Origin of the sequence: Dyella sp. 2HG41-7 (genome assembly GCF_021390675.1) — a bacterium.
GTDB lineage: Bacteria > Pseudomonadota > Gammaproteobacteria > Xanthomonadales > Rhodanobacteraceae > Dyella_B.
Genome location: NZ_JAJEJV010000004.1, coordinates 2,993,902 through 3,011,214 on the forward strand (window position 1 = coordinate 2,993,902; position 17,313 = coordinate 3,011,214).

Here is a 17,313-nt window from a genome sequence, read left to right on the forward strand (position 1 = left end):
TGTCGCTCCCCAGAGCAGGCACTACACCAACAGAGACAGCCCGCCACGGATCATGGTCCGTGGCGAGCGATCTGCGCAACATCAAGCAATATACGGTTACTGCGCCGTGTGAATGGTAATGCGGCGCGGCGCCGTATCGGCTTTCTTGGGAATCACGATTTCCAGCACGCCAAGCTTGCCGGATGCGCTGATCGCATCGGCATCGGCGCTATCGGGCAAGGCAAAGCGGCGATGGAAGCTGCCGTGCGCACGTTCCACGCGTGTAAAACGGCCTTGCTCATCGTCCTTCTCCGCCGTGCGTTCGCCTTTGATGGTGAGAACGCCTTTGGCCATGCTCACTTCGATATTTGCCGGATCCACACCGGGCACGTCGACGTAAATCACAAAGCGCTGCGCTTCTTCGAGGATATCCGCACGCGGCGCCCACTGGCCCACTGCGGCATTGGTGCTATCGTTTTGGGCATGATGAAAGACGCGATCAAAGGCGTGACGGACATCGGCAGGAAGCGCGCTGGGAGCGCCCCAGATGGCGCTGCGAACTGAAATCATGGGTAGTTCCTCAATAAAGGTGCGGCATGTTTTCCGCTTGAGAACCACATAAGTTCCGATGTCGCCCGTTTCAAGGCGACAAGCCGCCAAACCCGGCAGTACCATGGTGGACGTTGCCAACGCTTCAGCGATAACCCCATGACCATACAAATCGAACAAACCCTTCCCGATGTCGAAATCGCCGTTGTCGATGACGGCGCAGAAGTACAACGCGTCACGACATCCACGCTGTTCGCCGACCGGAACGTCGTGCTGTTTGCCGTGCCCGGCGCGTTCACGCCGACGTGCTCGAATCGCCATTTGCCGGGTTACGTCAAACACTTCGACGCATTCAAAGCGCGCGGCGTCGAGGTGTATTGCATGGCCGTCAACGATGCGCACGTCATGAAGGCGTGGGCCATCTCGCAGCAGGTTCCGGCAGGGCTCAAGCTGCTCGCGGACGGCAATGGTTCGTTCACCAAAGCCCTCGGCTTGGAAATGGATGGCAGCGCATACGGGATGGGCATGCGATCGCGCCGCTTCGCCCTCTATGCAGAGAATGGCGTGGTGAAATTGCTCAATATCGAAAGTCCAGGCGAGTTGCGCGTGACGACCGCCGAAGCGATGCTGGATGCGCTTGTGCGCCAGTAACGTCGACAACAAAAAAGCCCCGGAAAACCGGGGCTTTTTTTTCATACTGCCATCAACTTCACTCGACGGGTTGCGTCGTATCTGCCGAACCGTCTTGATCGGGCGGCAGGCCTTCACCGTTTTCCGTTTCGTCGCCATTGCTTTCGTCCGCGTCCAAGCGCACGACGCTGACGAGTGACTCTTCTGCCGGCAAGCGAATCAACGTAACGCCCTGCGTGTTGCGGCCGAGCTGAGAGATTTCCATCGCGCGCGTGCGCACCAGGGTGCCCTGGTTGGAGATCAGCATCAGTTCGTGGGCATCGGTGACTTGCGCCGCGGCGACCAACGCACCGTTGCGCTCGGAGCATTGAATGCCGATGACGCCTTGCGTGCCGCGCCCTTTCTTGGGGAATTCGTCGAGCTGCGTGCGCTTGCCGTAACCGCGTTCGGTTGCGGTAAGAATGTCGCCCTCTTCCGCCACGATCAGCGATACGACCTTGGCCTCGTCGGTGAGCTTCATGCCGCGTACGCCCGTGGCCGTGCGGCCCATCGGGCGCACTTCGCTTTCGTCGAAGCGGACGACCTTGCCGTTGGATGCGAACAGCAGCACGTCGCTGTTACCGTCCGTCAGCATCACGCCGACCAGCGCATCGCCTTCGTCCAGATTGATGGCGATCTTGCCTTTCTGCAGCTGGTATTCGAATTCGGTCAGCGAGGTTTTCTTCACCGTGCCTTGCGACGTAGCGAAGAACACATAGCGATCAGCGCTGTATTCATGCACCGGCAACACGGCCTGTACCTTCTCGCCTTCGGCGAGCGGAAGCAGATTCACCATCGGCTTGCCGCGCGCATTCGGACCGGCTTCCGGCATCTGATACACCTTCAGCCAGTAAACGCGACCCGTGCTAGTGAATGTGAGCAGCGTGTCGTGTGTATTCACCACCCACAACTGTTCGACGAAATCCTCTTCCTTCAACGCCGACGCCGAGCGACCTTTGCCACCGCGACGTTGCGCGCGATAGATGCTGGTCGACTGACGCTTTACGTAACCGGCATGCGACAGCGTCACGACCACGTCTTCCGGCGCGATCAAATCGAGAACGTTGAGATCTTCCTGCGAATGCTGAATTTCGGTGCGGCGCGCGTCGCCGAATTCGGCCTTGATCGCTTCGAGCTCGTCGCGAATCACCGACAGCAGACGCGCGGGATCTTCCAGAATTTCGATCAAGCCGCGGATGACTTCGAGAATTTCGCGATATTCGTCGGACAGTTTTTCCTGCTCAAGACCCGTGAGGCGATGCAGGCGCATGGCGAGGATTTCCTGCGCCTGCGTCTCGGAAAGCTGATAGCCGTCCGCCTTTAAACCATCGCGCGGGTCCATGTCTTCCGGTCGCGACGATTCCGCGCCGGCCGCAGCCAGCAGCGACGAGACCATGCCCGGCTGCCACTTACGCGCCAGCATGCGTTCGCGCGCTTCCTGCGGCGAGGCGGAGGTCTTGATCAGCTCGATCATCTCGTCGATGTTGGCGAGCGCAACCGTGAGGCCTTCCAGAATGTGCGCGCGTGCGCGTGCTTTGCGCAGTTCGAAAATCGTGCGGCGCGTGACCACTTCGCGGCGATGGCGAATGAACGCCTCAAGGATTTCCTTCAAATTGAGCGTGCGCGGCTGACCGTCGAGCAGCGCCACCATGTTGATGCCGAAGGTAACCTGCAGCTGCGTTTGCTGGAACAGGTTGTTGAGCACCACATCGCCCATCGCGTCGCGGCGGATCTCGATAACGATGCGCATGCCGTCCTTGTCGGACTCGTCGCGCAGTTCGGAGATGCCCTCGACTTTCTTTTCCTTGACCAGCTCGGCGATCTTTTCGATCAGACGCGCCTTGTTCACCTGATACGGCAGCTCGTGAACGAGGATCGTCTCGCGACCGTTGGATTCGGTTTCGATCTCAGTGCGCGCGCGCACCAAAATGCGGCCGCGACCGGTGCGATACGCTTCGATGATGCCGGCGGCGCCATTGATGATGCCGGCGGTCGGGAAATCCGGACCGGGCACGTGCTGCATCAATTCGTCGACGGTGAGCGACGGGTTGTCGATCAACGCGATGGTCGCGGAAATCACCTCAGTGAGGTTGTGCGGCGGCACGTTGGTGGCCATGCCCACCGCGATACCTGCCGAACCGTTCACCAGCAGATTCGGTACGCGCGTCGGCAGAACCAGCGGTTCCTGCTCGCTTTCGTCGTAGTTAGGTCCGAAGTCGACGGTTTCCTTGTCGATATCGGCTAGCAACTCGTGCGTGAGGCGCGACATGCGCACTTCGGTGTAACGCATCGCCGCCGCATTGTCGCCGTCGACCGAACCGAAGTTGCCTTGGCCGTCCACCAGCATGTAGCGCAGCGAGAACGGCTGGGCCATGCGCACGATGGCGTCGTAAACCGATGCATCGCCGTGCGGATGGTATTTACCGATCACGTCACCGACGACGCGGGCGGATTTTTTGTACGGCTTGTTCCAAGCGTTGCCGAGCTCGTTCATTGCGAACAACACACGACGATGCACGGGCTTCAAACCATCGCGAACGTCCGGGAGGGCGCGTCCCACGATCACGCTCATGGCGTAATCGAGATAGCTCTGGCGCATTTCGTCTTCGATATTGACGCGGATGACTTCTTTGGCGAGCTCTGCCATCAATCAGCTTCCCTGGTAACAAATAGGAGCCCCGAGACAGGCGCTCCGAGCGCGTGTCTGCGAGGGTCAGACGGTAGGTTGAAAGTGTAACACAGTGGCGCGTGAAGAGGCCTAATTTTAGCCTTTTCAATCAATGAGTTAGGAGCCTGTTTTGGCGCGACGAAAAAGCAGCGTCCGTGCGCTCACGAAATTGACGAACGCGGCAAAAAAAGAGCCCACGCCAACGGCCAGCGCCGGCCACCGATGCCAGCTCGGAAAGGCCATCAAACACGCCACATAAGCGCCGTAATTGATCGCCGCGCCACCGCTCATCAAGGCCATCCAGTGCAGCCATTCCACCGTGAGCGATCGCCCGCTCTGGCGCGCCGCAAACGTTTGGCTGCGGTTCCACCACCACGTCACCGTCGCGGCCAACAGAAAAGAAATTACGCGCCCGATGTATGGATTGACGTGCGCAAAAGTGACCAGCGTCTGCACGACACCTGCGTCGACCACGAAGCCGAGCAGGCCGCCAATGGCGAACAGCATCACTTCGCGGCGCAGCTTCATGCGATGAAAACGGCTCGCATGCGTTCAAGCGTCGGCTGCTCGATCACGCCGCGCTCGGTGACGATGGCGTCGATCAACGAGGCTGGCGTGACGTCGAACACGGGGTTCCATGCTTGCGCGCCGTCGACCACTGTGCGGCGTCCCGCCACGCTGAGCAATTCCGCCGGATCGCGCAATTCGATGTCGATGTCATCGCCCGACGCGGTCGCCATATCCACCGTGGAAGACGGTGCAACCACCATGAACTTCACGCCGTGATAGCGCGCCGCGATGGCAAGTTGGTACGTGCCGATCTTGTTGGCGGTATCGCCGTTGGCGGCGATGCGATCCGCACCCACCATCACCCATTTCACCGCGCCGGATTTCATCAGGTGCGATGCGGCGGAATCGGCGATGAGCTGCGCGGGAATGCCGTCGCGAACCAACTCCCACATGGTGAGACGCGCGCCCTGCTGCCACGGCCGCGTTTCGCCGGCGTAAACCTGGTTGATGCGCCCCGCCGCAACGCCTGCGCGAATCACGCCCAGCGCCGTGCCGTAGCCGGATGTGGCGAGCGAGCCGGTGTTGCAATGAGTCATCACGCCAGAGCCCGGCGCGATCAGCGCCGCGCCCAACTCGCCCATATGGCGATTAGCGGCGAGGTCTTCGTCCTGAATGGCCTGCGCCTCGCGCTCCAGCGCGGCGGTGTCGGCACCGGCGACAATGCGCGCCTTCATACGATCGAGCGCCCACATCAGATTGACCGCCGTGGGCCGCGCCGCGCGCAATTGCGCCAGCGCCTGATCGAGCTCGGCGCCTTGCTGCGCGGCAAGCACCACGCCCCAAGCCGCAGCAATGCCGATGGCGGGCGCACCGCGCACCACCAGATCCTTGATGGCTTGGGTTACGTCCGCGGAACTGCGGCATTCGAGCCAGCGTTCTTCGGCCGGCAACAGTCGCTGGTCCAGCAAGCTGAGATGGTCGCCGCGCCATTGCACGGCGCGGATGGTGTCGTGGGCAGATGCGAGATTTGTCATCGCCCTAGTTTATCAGCAATGGCAGCACTGCCCTCGGCGGAAAACGTGTCGCGAAAAGGACAGTTTTACGCGCTGCGCTCGCGCAACCACTGGTGAATCGCAGGCGCCACTTCGCGTTGCGCGCGGCCGGACACGTAAATGCCGATATGGCCGCCCTTGAAGGCCACCTCGGTGTAATCGGTGGTGCCGACATGTTTCTGCAATGCGCGCGAGGCATCCGGCGGCACGAGGTGATCTTGCGTCGCGAAAATGTTGAGCACGGGCTGAGTCACCATCCCGAGATCGACCGGATGTTTGCCGATTTGCAAATCGCCTTTGATCAATTTGTTCTGCTGGAAGAATTCCTTGATGAACTCGCGAAACGCTTCGCCGGCCTGATCGGGCGAATCGAAAATCCAGCGCTCCATGCGAAGGAAATTTTTCAGCTCGGCGGGATTGTCGAGAATGTCGACCAGACTCACGTATTTCTGCTGATTCAAGCGCAACGGCTTGAGCATCAGGTACACCCAGTTCATCAACTCCGCCGGCACATTGCCGAGCGTGTCTACGAACAGATCGATGTCCATGTTCTGCACCCAGTGCGACAGCATGTTGTCGGGCGTGCGGAAATCCACCGGCGTCACCATGGTGACGAGATTCTTGACCTTCTCCGGGTGCATCGCGGTGTAGCACAGCGAGAACGTGCCACCCTGGCAAATGCCAAGCAGATTGATCGCGTCCAGGCCATGACGTTTGCAAATCGCATCGACGCAGCGGTCGAGATAACCGTTGAGATAATCGTCCAACGTCAGCCAGCGATCGGCGCCGTCGGGATAACCCCAGTCGATAAGATAAACATCCTCGCCCTGCGCGAGCAGGTTGCGCACGAGCGAGCGATCGTCCTGCAGATCGGTCATCCACACGGTGTTGACCAAGGCGTAGACGATAAGCGTCGGCACGCGCGCCGTCGGCTTGTTGGCGCCTTTCATATGCCATACGGTGAGCTTGTCTTCGCGATAGATCGCTTCGCGCGGCGTATCGGCATACGCCTGTTCGCCCAACCCCTGAAGATTTTTCATGCCTGCAGCGAGCTTGCGCTGAAACTCGGCCATTTCGCCGAAGGCTTGCTGCGGGTCGATATGAAACGGATTTTGCATGCGCATTCCTTACTTGCGTTTGCCGGTGGCGGAGCGTGTCGCCTTCGCGCGTCGCGAAGGGCTTGCCGTTTTACCGTTCTCGCCTGACTTGCGTTCGATGGAATGAACTTTGGTCGCCTTGCTCTCGGCCAATTCGCGCTTGAGCGAGGCGATCTCTGCTTGCAACGTATCGACCAGCGACACGTCGACGGCAGACGCGCCTTGGTTTTGCGCTTTCAATTCGCGCCGCATTTCCTGCAGGCGCTTGCCGAGGCTATTCACTTCGCTGCGCGTGGGAATGCCGAGCTCGCGGCACATATGTTCCGTTTGCTCTTGTTGCAATTTGCGCACATGCATTTGCGCGTTGGCCAATGCGCCGAACACCTCGCGGTATTCATCGGACATCGCCATCGTGGCGTATGCCTCTTCCATAGCGTCCACCCACAAGTCGTACAACGCTTTCAGGGACTCGACCTGTTTTCCAGTCTCTGCTTGTTGCGACAGCATTTGCTGTAAGCGCGCGATGCCTTGGGTGTTTACTTTCTGCAGCAAGCCTTGATAACGCGCATTGATCTGCGCGTACTGTTGCATGGCGGCCGCGAGCGCTTGCTGATCGAGCTGCACTTCGCGCGTGATGCCGAAGGCGGCCATCTGGCTGGGCATCGCAAACGTGCCCGCGTTTTGCTGCATGGCTTGCAGCCACGACTGCCATTGATGTTCCAAACCAAATGCTGACGAACTGTCGATGCCCGCTACGGTCTGCGCGAACGGCTGATTGAACGCCGCCAGGAACGATTGCATCGCGCTCGGCTGCTGCCAGTTGCCCATCGACATCGGGCCCATGCCGGCTCCAGCGGCTTGCTGCAGCCAACTGCCGTAGGCCTTGAGGCTGGACAGGCTACGCGTCAGCAAATCGTTCTGCGGTACAGCGGTGGCGGCCATGCCAAAGGGCGAAAAGGGAGCGGGCTGCCCTTGCTGCTGCATGTATCGCATCCAGGCATCCCAGGATTGCTGCGCGAAAGCCTGGTAGTCCTTCAGAAAATCATTCGCCTGGTCTGGCATGCCTGCATCCTCAAGGAGAGGCGTGATCGTACCAAATACAAGGTTTCAGAAACGAAAACGCCCGGCTGCGAGAGCCGGGCGTTTTGTTGAATCGGCGTGTAGGAAAAGCGCTCAGACGCTGGCGCTTTCGTCCTCAGTGACCGCTTTCATGGACAGGCGGATACGGCCCTGCTTGTCCACTTCCAGCACCTTCACCTTCACGATGTCGCCTTCCTTGAGCTTGTCGGAAACCTTTTCCACGCGCTCGTTGGAGATCTGCGAGACGTGAACGAGGCCGTCTTTGCCCGGCAGAATGGTCACGAACGCGCCGAAATCCATCAGCTTGGCGACCTTGCCTTCGTAGATGCGACCCGGCTCGACGTCGGAGACGATCTGATCGATGCGCTTGCGCGCTTCTTCCGCCGCCATGCGATTGACCGAGGCGATGACCACGGTGCCGTCGTCGCTGATGTCGATGGTGGTGCCGGTTTCTTCGGTGATCGAGCGGATGGTGGCGCCGCCCTTGCCGATGACTTCGCGGATCTTGTCCGGATGGATCTTGATGGTGAGCAGACGCGGCGCGTATTCGCTCATCTCCGCACGCGCCGTGCTGATCACCTTGGCCATTTCGCCGAGGATGTGCAGACGACCACGCTTGGCCTGCTCCAGCGCCAGCTTCATGATCTCTTCGGTGATGCCTTCGATCTTGATGTCCATCTGCAGCGCGGACACGCCATCGGCGCTACCGGCCACTTTGAAGTCCATGTCGCCGAGATGATCTTCGTCGCCCAGGATGTCGGAGAGCACGACGTAGTCGTTGCCTTCCTTCACCAGGCCCATGGCGATACCGGCCACCGGCGCCTTGAGCGGCACACCGGCATCCATCATGGCGAGCGAGGAACCGCACACCGAGGCCATCGAGGACGAACCGTTCGACTCGGTGATTTCCGACACCACGCGCACGACGTACGGGAACGATTCCAGCGACGGCTTCACCGCCTGCACGCCGCGCTTGGCGAGACGGCCGTGGCCGATTTCGCGACGCTTGGGCGCACCGAAACGACCGGCTTCACCGACCGAGAACGGCGGGAAGTTGTAGTGGAACAGGAACGGATCTTTCGATTCGCCTTCCGGTGCGTCGATGATCTGCGCATCGCGGGCGGTGCCGAGCGTGGCTACGACCAGCGCCTGCGTTTCGCCGCGCGTGAAAAGCGCCGAACCGTGCGTGCGAGGCAATACGCCAACGCGCACGCTGATCGGACGGATATCGTCCAGCTTGCGGCCGTCGATGCGGATCTTGGTCTTCAGCACGCCGTCGCGCATCGTGCGGTATTCGATGTCCGCAAACGCATTGCTGATGTCCAGATCGGACCAGCCGTGCGACGCGGCGGTTTCAGCGATACCGGCCTTGATGTCGGCCTTCAGCGCGGCGATGGCGTCGCGGCGTTCCAGCTTGTCGCGGATGGCGAAAGCCTTTTCCATGCGATCGCCGAGGATGCCGTTGATGTCGTTGTACAGCGCGTCGTTGCGGGCCGGAGCGGACCACGAAAATGCCTTGCGACCGGCTTCAGCGACGAAGTCGTTGATGGCCGAGATCGCGGCCTGCATCTGCTTGTGGCCGAACACCACGGCGCCGAGCATCACTTCTTCGCTGAGCAGCTTCGCTTCGGATTCCACCATCAACACGGCGTTGGACGTACCGGCGACCACCAGATCCAGGTCCGAGGTCTTCAGCTCGGTCACGGTCGGGTTCAGCAGGTAGTTGCCGTTGGCGTAGCCCACGCGCGCAGCGCCGATCGGCCCCTTGAACGGGATGCCGGCCAGGCTCAGCGCAGCGGAAGCGCCGATCATCGAAACGATGTCGCCGTCGATTTCCGGATTGAGCGAGACCACCTGGGCGATGATCTGCACTTCGTTCTTGAACTCTTCCGGGAAGAGCGGGCGCACCGGACGATCGATCAGACGCGAAGTGAGCGTCTCTTTTTCAGTCGGGCGACCTTCGCGCTTGAAGAAACCGCCGGGAATGCGGCCGGCGGAGTAGAACTTCTCGACGTAGTCGACAGTGAGCGGGAAGAAGTCTTGACCTTCTTTCGCTTTCGATGCGGCCACCACGGTGACGAGCACCACGGTACCGCCCATGCTGACCATGACAGCGCCCGAAGCCTGGCGGGCGATTTCGCCCGTCTCCAGAGTGACTTCGTGGTTACCGTACTGGAATGACTTGGTTACTTTCGCCACTTTGGATGTCCTGATTTAAAAGGTGCGGCCATGGATGACCGCTTTTTGACCTTTGCGTGCACGGATGCGCGCAAAAAATCAGCGACGCAAGCCGAGGCGTTCGATCAGGCTCTGATAACGACCCAGATCACGATCCTTGAGGTAGCCGAGCAGGCGCTTGCGCTGGTTCACCAGCTTAAGCAAACCACGACGCGAGTGATGATCCTGCTTATGCGCCTTGAAGTGATCGGTGAGGTGATCGATACGCGCAGAGAGCAGCGCAACCTGCACTTCGGTGGAGCCGGTATCGTTCGGCGCGTGGCCGAAGTCAGCAATGATCTTGCTGGACTGTTCAACGGTGAGAGACATGTGTGTTTCCTTAAAAAAACGGGTGCGGAACTTGCGCAACGTCACCGCCCGATGACGTTGCGCAAGCTCCGACAGTTGAGTGAACGTACTGAATCAAGAGGGTTATTGTACCGAGCCCAGGCGTATTGCAACAAGACCATAGCGTGAAACGTTAAGCCGGCACGGGCAAATTGAAGCCCCTAAGGATGCGTATCCGGTTCTGTTCGTCGCGATCGACCAGGGCCAGCAGGCGTCCATCGGCGGCAAAAACCGCGGATCGCTCGTCCGGATGCCCTGCGGGCCATTCAATCTGGCGCCCCCGTGAGACGGCCAGGCTCATCGCCTCGTCGAGGTGCATCGCCGGCCAATCGGCCACGCCGGCGGACAGCGGAAGCATCACCTGATCGAGCGCGTGATCGCCCTGCTCGGCCGCTTCCCGCAGGGCGTCCATGGTGATCATGACCGGGGCGCGGAACGGATCCACCCATAACCGCCGCAACCCGCTCAGATGTGCGCCGCAGCCGAGCTTTTCGCCCAGATCGACCGCCAGGCTGCGGATGTACGTGCCCGAGCCGCATTCCACATGCAGGGTCAGCGTATCGTCCGTGCGGGCCAGCAAATCCAGGGCGTAGATATCCACTTGGCGCGGCGGCGCCATCACGTCTTCGCCGCGGCGCGCTTTGAGATAGAGCGGCTCTCCACCCTGCTTGAGCGCCGAATACACCGGCGGCACCTGCACGATGCGTCCGCGAAACGACGCAAGCGCCGCCTCGATCGCCGCATCGTCCAACACCGGGACCGGGCGTCGATTCACTTCTTCACCTTCAAGATCGGCGGTGGTCGTGGTGACGCCGAGCCGGCATTCGGCCACATAGGCCTTGCGCGAACCCAGCAAGTTGCCGGCGATCTTGGTGGCTTCGCCGAAACACAACGGCAACAAACCCGTCGCCAGCGGATCGAGCGCGCCCGTGTGCCCACCTTTCGCCGCGCGCAGGATGGCCAAAGCCACCTGCAGCGCTTTGTTAGAACTCATATGCAGCGGTTTGTCGAGCAGCAGGATGCCGTGCAGATCACGGGCATGCGGGCGGTGTCGGCGACGGCTCATCGGTTACGCGGAAAGATTTGTTCGAAATACGTGGTTATCGCCCATCGCAGCGACGCATCAATCTTCATCGTGATCCGACGACGGCGGAGTGTCTTGGTTATCGCGTAACAGCTGCTCGATGCGTTCGCCCTTGTCCACCGAATCGTCGTACTTGAAGCGCAGCTCCGGCACGCGACGCAGGCGCATGCTGCGCGACAACGAACGGCGAAATTCGCCGCCCAGTTCGTTGAGCGCTTTCACCGCTTCTTTCGACTGCGCCGGCAACAACGCCGTCACCCACACGGTGGCCCAATCCAGATCGCGCGTAACTTCCACGTCCGACACGCTGCACGACGGCAGGCCGTGATCGCGCACGGCGGCGTGGACCAAGGTGCCGAGTTCGCGACGAAGCTCGGCGCCAACGCGATCGGTTCGCTTGAAGTCACGTGATGGCATGGGGGAACTCCTTCAAAACACCGCCCGGCTATCGCGGGGCGAAGTGCGCGCGGCAACAGCGTCGCGCGCCAAACAAGTGAAGAAGCCCGGACAAAGCGTTTTGCCCGGGCCTCCGATTTTCTTGACGCCGAATTTTCGCGATCTCGCTACTTATCCGACGCCCGATGCGCTTACAGCGTACGAGCGACTTCGATACGTTCGAAGCACTCAATCTGATCGCCCACCTTCACATCGTTGTACTGCTTCACCGCGATACCGCATTCCATGCCGGAGCGCACTTCGTCGACGAGGTCTTTGAAGCGGCGCAGCGATTCCAATTCGCCTTGGAAGATCACGGTGTTGTTGCGCAGCACGCGAATCGGCTTGCTGCGTTTGACCATGCCTTCCACCACCATGCAACCGGCGACCGCGCCGAACTTGGAACTGCGGAACACATCGCGCACCTGAGCGGTACCGATGATTTCTTCGCGCACTTCCACGCCGAGCAAACCCGATGCCGCCTGTTTCACCTGATCGATCACGTCATAGATGATCGAGAAGTAGCGAACATCCAAACCGGCCGTATCGATGACCTTGCGTGCGGATGCATCCGCGCGCACGTTGAAGCCGATGATCAGCGCCTTCGATGCCGCCGCCAACGTCGCATCGGATTCGGTGATGCCGCCGACGCCGGCTGCGATCACGTTGACCTTTACGTTCTCGTTGCCGATCTGGCTGAGCGAATCGCGCAAGGCCTGCACCGAACCCTGTACGTCGGCTTTGACCAGGATATTGAGCGTCTGCTGCTCGGTCGCCTGGCCCATCTGCGCCATGATGTCTTCGAGACGATTAGCCTTGCTGACCATGCGCGTCTCGCGACGCTTCAGCTGACGCTCTGCCGCCACTTCGCGCGCAAGGCGTTCGTCGGCCACGGCCACGAAGTCGTCACCCGCTTCCGGCACGCCGGACAAGCCGAGCACCTGCACCGGAATCGAAGGACCCGCTTCCTGCACGGTTTTGCCGGTCTCGTCGATCAGTGCACGCATGCGGCCGTATTCGATGCCGCACACCACGAAGTCGCCGCGCTTCAACGTACCCTGCTGCACCAGCACGGTCGCCACCGGACCGCGACCGCGATCGAGGCTCGATTCGATGACCACGCCCGAAGCGGGGCCGTCCTTGACCGCGGTGAGCTCCATGACTTCGGCCTGCACGGAAATCGCGTCGAGCAAAGCATCAACACCCATGCCGGTCTTGGCCGACACCGGCACGAACGGCGTATCGCCGCCCCACTCTTCCGGAATCACTTCGAGATTGCCCAGACCCTGCTTGACGTGGTCCGGGTTCGCGTCGGATTTGTCCATTTTGTTGATCGCGACGATCAACGGCACCTTGGCGGCGCGAGCGTGTTGCACGGCTTCCTGCGTTTGCGGCATGACACCGTCATCGGCCGCCACCACCAGCACCACGATATCCGTCGACTGCGCACCACGCGCACGCATCGCGGTAAACGCGGCGTGGCCTGGCGTATCGAGGAAGGTGATGACGCCCTTCGGCGTGGAGACGTGATACGCGCCAATGTGCTGCGTGATGCCGCCCGCTTCGCCCGACGCCACTTTGGTGCGACGGATGTAATCGAGCAGCGACGTTTTACCGTGGTCGACGTGGCCCATGATGGTGACCACCGGCGGACGCGGCTCGCGCTCGCCATCCAGCTCGGCGTTTTGCGTGTGCGCAGCCAGTGCGGCTTCCGCACCTTGATCGCTCGCTTCCACCGGCTTATGACCCAGCTCTTCCACGACCAGCGCTGCGGTGTCGTGATCGATGGTCTGATTGATGGTGGCCATCACGCCCATCTTGAACAGCGCTTTGACCACTTCGGAGCCTTTGACGGCCATTTTCTGCGCAAGCTCGGCAACCACGTTCGCATCGCCGATCACGACTTCGCGCACCACCGGTGCGGTCGGACGCGAGAAACCGTGCGCACCGCCGCTAGCGGGCGCACCGCCGCGCACGGCTTCGCGCACAGCGCCCTTGCCGGGCTTGCCGCGCTTGCTGGAACGACGCGCGCGATCGGCTTCAGACAAATGCAATTCGCCCGCCGCAAAACGCTTGCCGCCGGCGACATCGTCGCGCTCGCGGAAACCGTGCTGCTTTGCTTTGCCACGCGCGTCGCCAGCGGCCGCGGCCGGCGCAGGCGCCGGAGCGGGTGCGGGCGCAGGTGCTGCAACGGGCTTCTTTTCGCGCTTACGAGGTTCGTGAATGCGCGGCAGGATCATGCCCAGTGAATGCTGATCGATACGCTTGACCGACGCGGATTCTTCAGGCGACGCAGCCTTCTCGGCCGATTCGACGACTTCAGGCGCAGGCGTCTGCGGCGCGACGGGCGCCGATGCGACCTGCTCGCGAGCATGCTGAGCCTGTTCTTTTTCTTTGGCAGCCTGCGCTTCGGCGGCGGCTTGCGCTTCTTCGCGCACACGCTCGGCTTCCGCTTCGCGACGCGATTGTTCTTCATCGGCGCGTTGCTGCGCTTCTTCCTGGCGACGACGTTCCGCTTCGACGCGCTCGGTTTCTTCGTGCTCGCGCAGCTGCTGCGATTCGTGCAGCCGGCGCAAAGCCTCTTCGCGTTCCGAATCCGTGCTTGCTTCTTCGGCGATCACGCTGCGCTTGACGTAGGTGCGCTTGGCGCGCACTTCCACGTTCACCGTTTTGGCGCTGCTGGCAGCACCGCGGCCGCTCGGCGTGGAGACCTTGAGCTCGCTGATCTTGCGACGCTTCAAGGTGATTTGCCTTGGCGCGGAATCCTCGGTTTCCACCGTCGCATCGGCCTTGCCGTGCGTGCGGCGCAGGAAGCCCAGCAGTTTCACCTTTTCGGTGCTGCTGATGACTTGCTCCGGATCGGAGAATTTCATGCCCGCTTCGCCAAGCTGCCCAAGCAGCTTGTCGACTGGCATACCCAGAACCTGGGCGAGTTGTTTGATTGTGACGTCCGACATCGTGATTCTTTCTCCGCCGTTCCCGCGCTTATCGTCCGTACAAAAGCAGTTCTCTAAAAACATGTTCTTGCACGGCTGCCTTCCATCCCTGGTGGAGACGTTTCAGTCTCCCGGCGCGCCCATCCGGGACGCTGCCGCCCGCGGTTAGCCGCCCTTCTCCAGCCGCGCAATCATCGGCGCACGAGCCGCCATGATGAGTGCCGCAGCACGATCTTCGTCCATGCCTTCGATGTCGATCAGGTCGTCGATCGCCAGATCGCCCAGATCGTCCATCGTCACCACGCCACGCTCGGCGAGCGCATACGCGGTGGATTCGTCCATGCCTTCCATGTCGAGCAATTCCTGCGAGGGCTGGTGCTCCTCGAGGTTCTCTTCGACCGCCAGTGCTTCCGTGAGCAACGAATCGCGAGCGCGGGCGCGAAGTTCTTCGACGATGTCTTCGTCGAAGCCTTCGATAGCCAGCAGCTCGGCGCTCGGCACGTAAGCAATTTCCTCGACGCTGGAGAAACCCTCCTGCACGAGGATGTTGGCGATTTCCTGGTCCACTTCCAGCTTGTCCATAAACAACTGACGAGCGGATTCCTGCTCGGCTTCGCTCTTGGCGGCGACCTGATCCTGCGTCATCACGTTGAGCTGCCAGCCGGTGAGCTTGCTGGCGAGGCGCACGTTCTGGCCGCCGCGACCGATGGCTTGCGAGAGCTTGTCTTCCGCGACCGCGATATCCATCGAGTGCTTGTCTTCGTCCATGATGATGGACTGCACTTCGGCCGGCGCCATGGCGTTGATCACGTACTGCGCCTGATTTTCGTGCCACAGGATGATGTCGACGCGCTCGCCATTGAGCTCATTCGACACAGCCTGCACGCGCGAACCGCGCATGCCGATGCACGCGCCGATAGGATCGGTGCGGCTGTCGTGCGCGACCACGGCGATCTTGGCGCGGTCGCCCGGATCGCGGGCGCAGCCCTTGATTTCCACCAAGCCCTGGCCGACTTCCGGCACTTCGAGCTTGAACAGTTCGATCATGAATTCCGGTGCGGCGCGCGACACGAACAGCTGCGGACCGCGCGCTTCGGAACGTACTTCTTGCAGGTAACCGCGTACGCGGTCGCCGACGCGATGCGATTCGCGCGGAATGGTCTTATCGCGCGGAATGAACGCCTCGGCGTTGCCGCCCAGATCGAGGTAGACATTGCCGCGCTCGACGCGCTTCACGATGCCGGTGACCAACTCGCCCACGCGATCGTTGAACGCATCAACGACCTGCTGGCGTTCGGCTTCGCGCACGCGCTGCACGATCACCTGCTTGGCCGCCTGCGCTGCAATGCGGCCGAATTCGGCGTTTTCAATCTGCTGTTCAACGAATTCGCCAACCTGCGCGCCGGGACGCTCGTCCTCGGCATCCATCAAGCGCAGCTGATGGAACGGCGATTCCATCTCGCCATCGTCCGCAATCACTTCCCAGCGGCGGAAGGTTTCGTAATCGCCAGAGTTGCGATCGATAGAAACGCGAATATCCGGATCTTCGTCCGGATAACGCTTTTTCGCGGCCGACGCTAACGCAGCTTCCATGGCTTGGAAGATAACGTCGCGCGACACGCCTTTTTCGTTGGCAACTGCATCAACGACCAGCAAAAGCTCTTTGCTCATTGCAACCACTCCGTGAACGCCTAGCTAGCGTTCCATCGACAGATTGACCTAATTCGACTCTTTCTTTTTGCCCGGCTTGCGACCGCCGGGTTTGGGCTGCGGCATATAACCCAGCGCTGCCCAGTTCGGCACGATGCGTGCGCTTTCCACGGCATCGTGACCGAATTGAAATGTTTTGCCTTCGGCTTCCAGCACGATCTGATCGCCGTCCACCGACACCACTTTGCCGCGCAAACGACGGCGGCCTTCCAGCGGCGCTTTCAACAACAGTTTTGCTTCTTGGCCGATCACCTTGGCGAACTGCTCGGCGGTGAACAACGGCCGGTCGATGCCGGGCGAAGACACTTCCAGCAGGTAATGACCGGGAATCGGGTCTTCGACGTCGAGCAGCGCCGAAAGCTCGCGGCTCGCCGCTTCGCAATCGTCGAGATTGACCTCGCGACCTTCGGCATCCAAATACACGCGCAACGTGCTTTGCCCCTGCGACGGGGAAAATTCCACGCCAATGCATTCCAGCTGAAGATCAGCCAGAACCTCGGTGAAGCGGCGTGCAAGCGCTTGTGTGTCCAATCTCTCGTCTACCGTTGCCAGAAACAAAAAATGGGCTCAGACGGCCCATTCCCTTACCTTGCCGATGTCCCGACTCGTCCAAATCCTTCCTCGCAATCGCCGTGGCTCGAAAGAACCCGGTACCTTTGCGCTCGCATCCGTGCGGCCAACAAAAAAGCCTCGCGAGGAGGCTTTCTTGTGCAAGAAAGATCTGGCAGCGCGGGCGCGATCGAGGCCAGTCACAAAGGCCTTGCCGCGTTCCTCTCCCTCGCTCAGAGTTTGAAAAGTATACGGTGCACGCCCATTTGGCGCAATAACGAGGGCGTCAAAACGGGGTTTACCGCTGGATTTCGACGATTTTCCCGCCGCCACGCGATTTGTCGTCATCATGACTCCCCATTGAAAGGATGTGACCGCCGTCCTGGCATGCGGCTTGCTGAATGGCGGCGAGTTCCGCAATCTCGGGGCC

At 61.0% G+C, this 17,313-nt stretch carries 14 protein-coding genes; 1 reads left to right on the plus strand and 13 read right to left on the minus strand.

What is annotated here, in order from left to right; all coding sequences use genetic code 11:
• Positions 1-96 precede the first annotated feature (96 nt).
• On the minus strand, positions 97-549 hold the full coding sequence (locus tag L0U79_RS14780; protein WP_233843016.1) for an Hsp20/alpha crystallin family protein: 453 nt from the start codon (positions 547-549) through the stop codon (positions 97-99).
• A gap of 138 nt (positions 550-687) precedes the next feature.
• Between L0U79_RS14780 and L0U79_RS14785 the strand changes: the two genes are divergently transcribed.
• Positions 688-1,179 (plus strand): peroxiredoxin, encoded by a 492-nt coding sequence (locus tag L0U79_RS14785; protein ID WP_233843017.1) that lies wholly within the window; start codon positions 688-690, stop codon positions 1,177-1,179.
• Between the two features lie 58 nt (positions 1,180-1,237).
• Here the strand turns inward: L0U79_RS14785 and gyrA are convergent, their stop codons facing one another.
• The 12 genes from gyrA to rimP all read right to left on the minus strand — a co-directional run bounded on the left by gyrA (position 1,238) and on the right by rimP (position 16,865).
• Positions 1,238-3,844: a DNA gyrase subunit A gene (gene gyrA, locus L0U79_RS14790; protein WP_233843018.1), complete on the minus strand. Its 2,607-nt coding sequence runs from the start codon at positions 3,842-3,844 to the stop codon at positions 1,238-1,240.
• Between the two features lie 138 nt (positions 3,845-3,982).
• Complete coding sequence (locus L0U79_RS14795) at positions 3,983-4,393, minus strand: GtrA family protein (protein ID WP_233843019.1); 411 nt, start codon at positions 4,391-4,393, stop codon at positions 3,983-3,985.
• Positions 4,390-5,409 (minus strand): S-methyl-5-thioribose-1-phosphate isomerase, encoded by a 1,020-nt coding sequence (gene mtnA / locus L0U79_RS14800; protein ID WP_233843020.1) that lies wholly within the window; start codon positions 5,407-5,409, stop codon positions 4,390-4,392. Before mtnA ends, L0U79_RS14795 begins: the two co-directional genes overlap by 4 nt.
• A gap of 65 nt (positions 5,410-5,474) precedes the next feature.
• A complete protein-coding gene (locus L0U79_RS14805) occupies positions 5,475-6,545 on the minus strand; it encodes a class III poly(R)-hydroxyalkanoic acid synthase subunit PhaC (protein WP_233843021.1) in 1,071 nt (356 codons plus the stop codon).
• 9 nt (positions 6,546-6,554) lie between these two features.
• Positions 6,555-7,586, minus strand: a complete 1,032-nt coding sequence (locus L0U79_RS14810; RefSeq protein WP_233843022.1) for a poly(R)-hydroxyalkanoic acid synthase subunit PhaE — start codon at positions 7,584-7,586, stop codon at positions 6,555-6,557.
• A 111-nt stretch (positions 7,587-7,697) separates the two neighbouring features.
• Positions 7,698-9,803: a polyribonucleotide nucleotidyltransferase gene (gene pnp / locus L0U79_RS14815; protein WP_233843023.1), complete on the minus strand. Its 2,106-nt coding sequence runs from the start codon at positions 9,801-9,803 to the stop codon at positions 7,698-7,700.
• Between the two features lie 78 nt (positions 9,804-9,881).
• A complete protein-coding gene (rpsO, locus tag L0U79_RS14820) occupies positions 9,882-10,151 on the minus strand; it encodes a 30S ribosomal protein S15 (protein WP_233843024.1) in 270 nt (89 codons plus the stop codon).
• 151 nt (positions 10,152-10,302) lie between these two features.
• Entirely contained in the window at positions 10,303-11,235 is a 933-nt protein-coding gene (gene truB, locus L0U79_RS14825) for a tRNA pseudouridine(55) synthase TruB (RefSeq protein WP_233843025.1), read from the minus strand.
• 57 nt (positions 11,236-11,292) lie between these two features.
• Positions 11,293-11,670: a 30S ribosome-binding factor RbfA gene (gene rbfA, locus L0U79_RS14830; RefSeq protein WP_233843026.1), complete on the minus strand. Its 378-nt coding sequence runs from the start codon at positions 11,668-11,670 to the stop codon at positions 11,293-11,295.
• A 170-nt stretch (positions 11,671-11,840) separates the two neighbouring features.
• Positions 11,841-14,645, minus strand: a complete 2,805-nt coding sequence (gene infB / locus L0U79_RS14835) for a translation initiation factor IF-2 (protein ID WP_233843027.1) — start codon at positions 14,643-14,645, stop codon at positions 11,841-11,843.
• Between the two features lie 144 nt (positions 14,646-14,789).
• The gene (gene nusA, locus L0U79_RS14840; protein ID WP_233843028.1) at positions 14,790-16,295 is read right to left on the minus strand and encodes a transcription termination factor NusA; all 1,506 of its coding nucleotides are present in this window, start codon (positions 16,293-16,295) and stop codon (positions 14,790-14,792) included.
• A gap of 48 nt (positions 16,296-16,343) precedes the next feature.
• Complete coding sequence (gene rimP / locus L0U79_RS14845) at positions 16,344-16,865, minus strand: ribosome maturation factor RimP (protein ID WP_233843029.1); 522 nt, start codon at positions 16,863-16,865, stop codon at positions 16,344-16,346.
• Positions 16,866-17,313 lie beyond the last annotated feature (448 nt).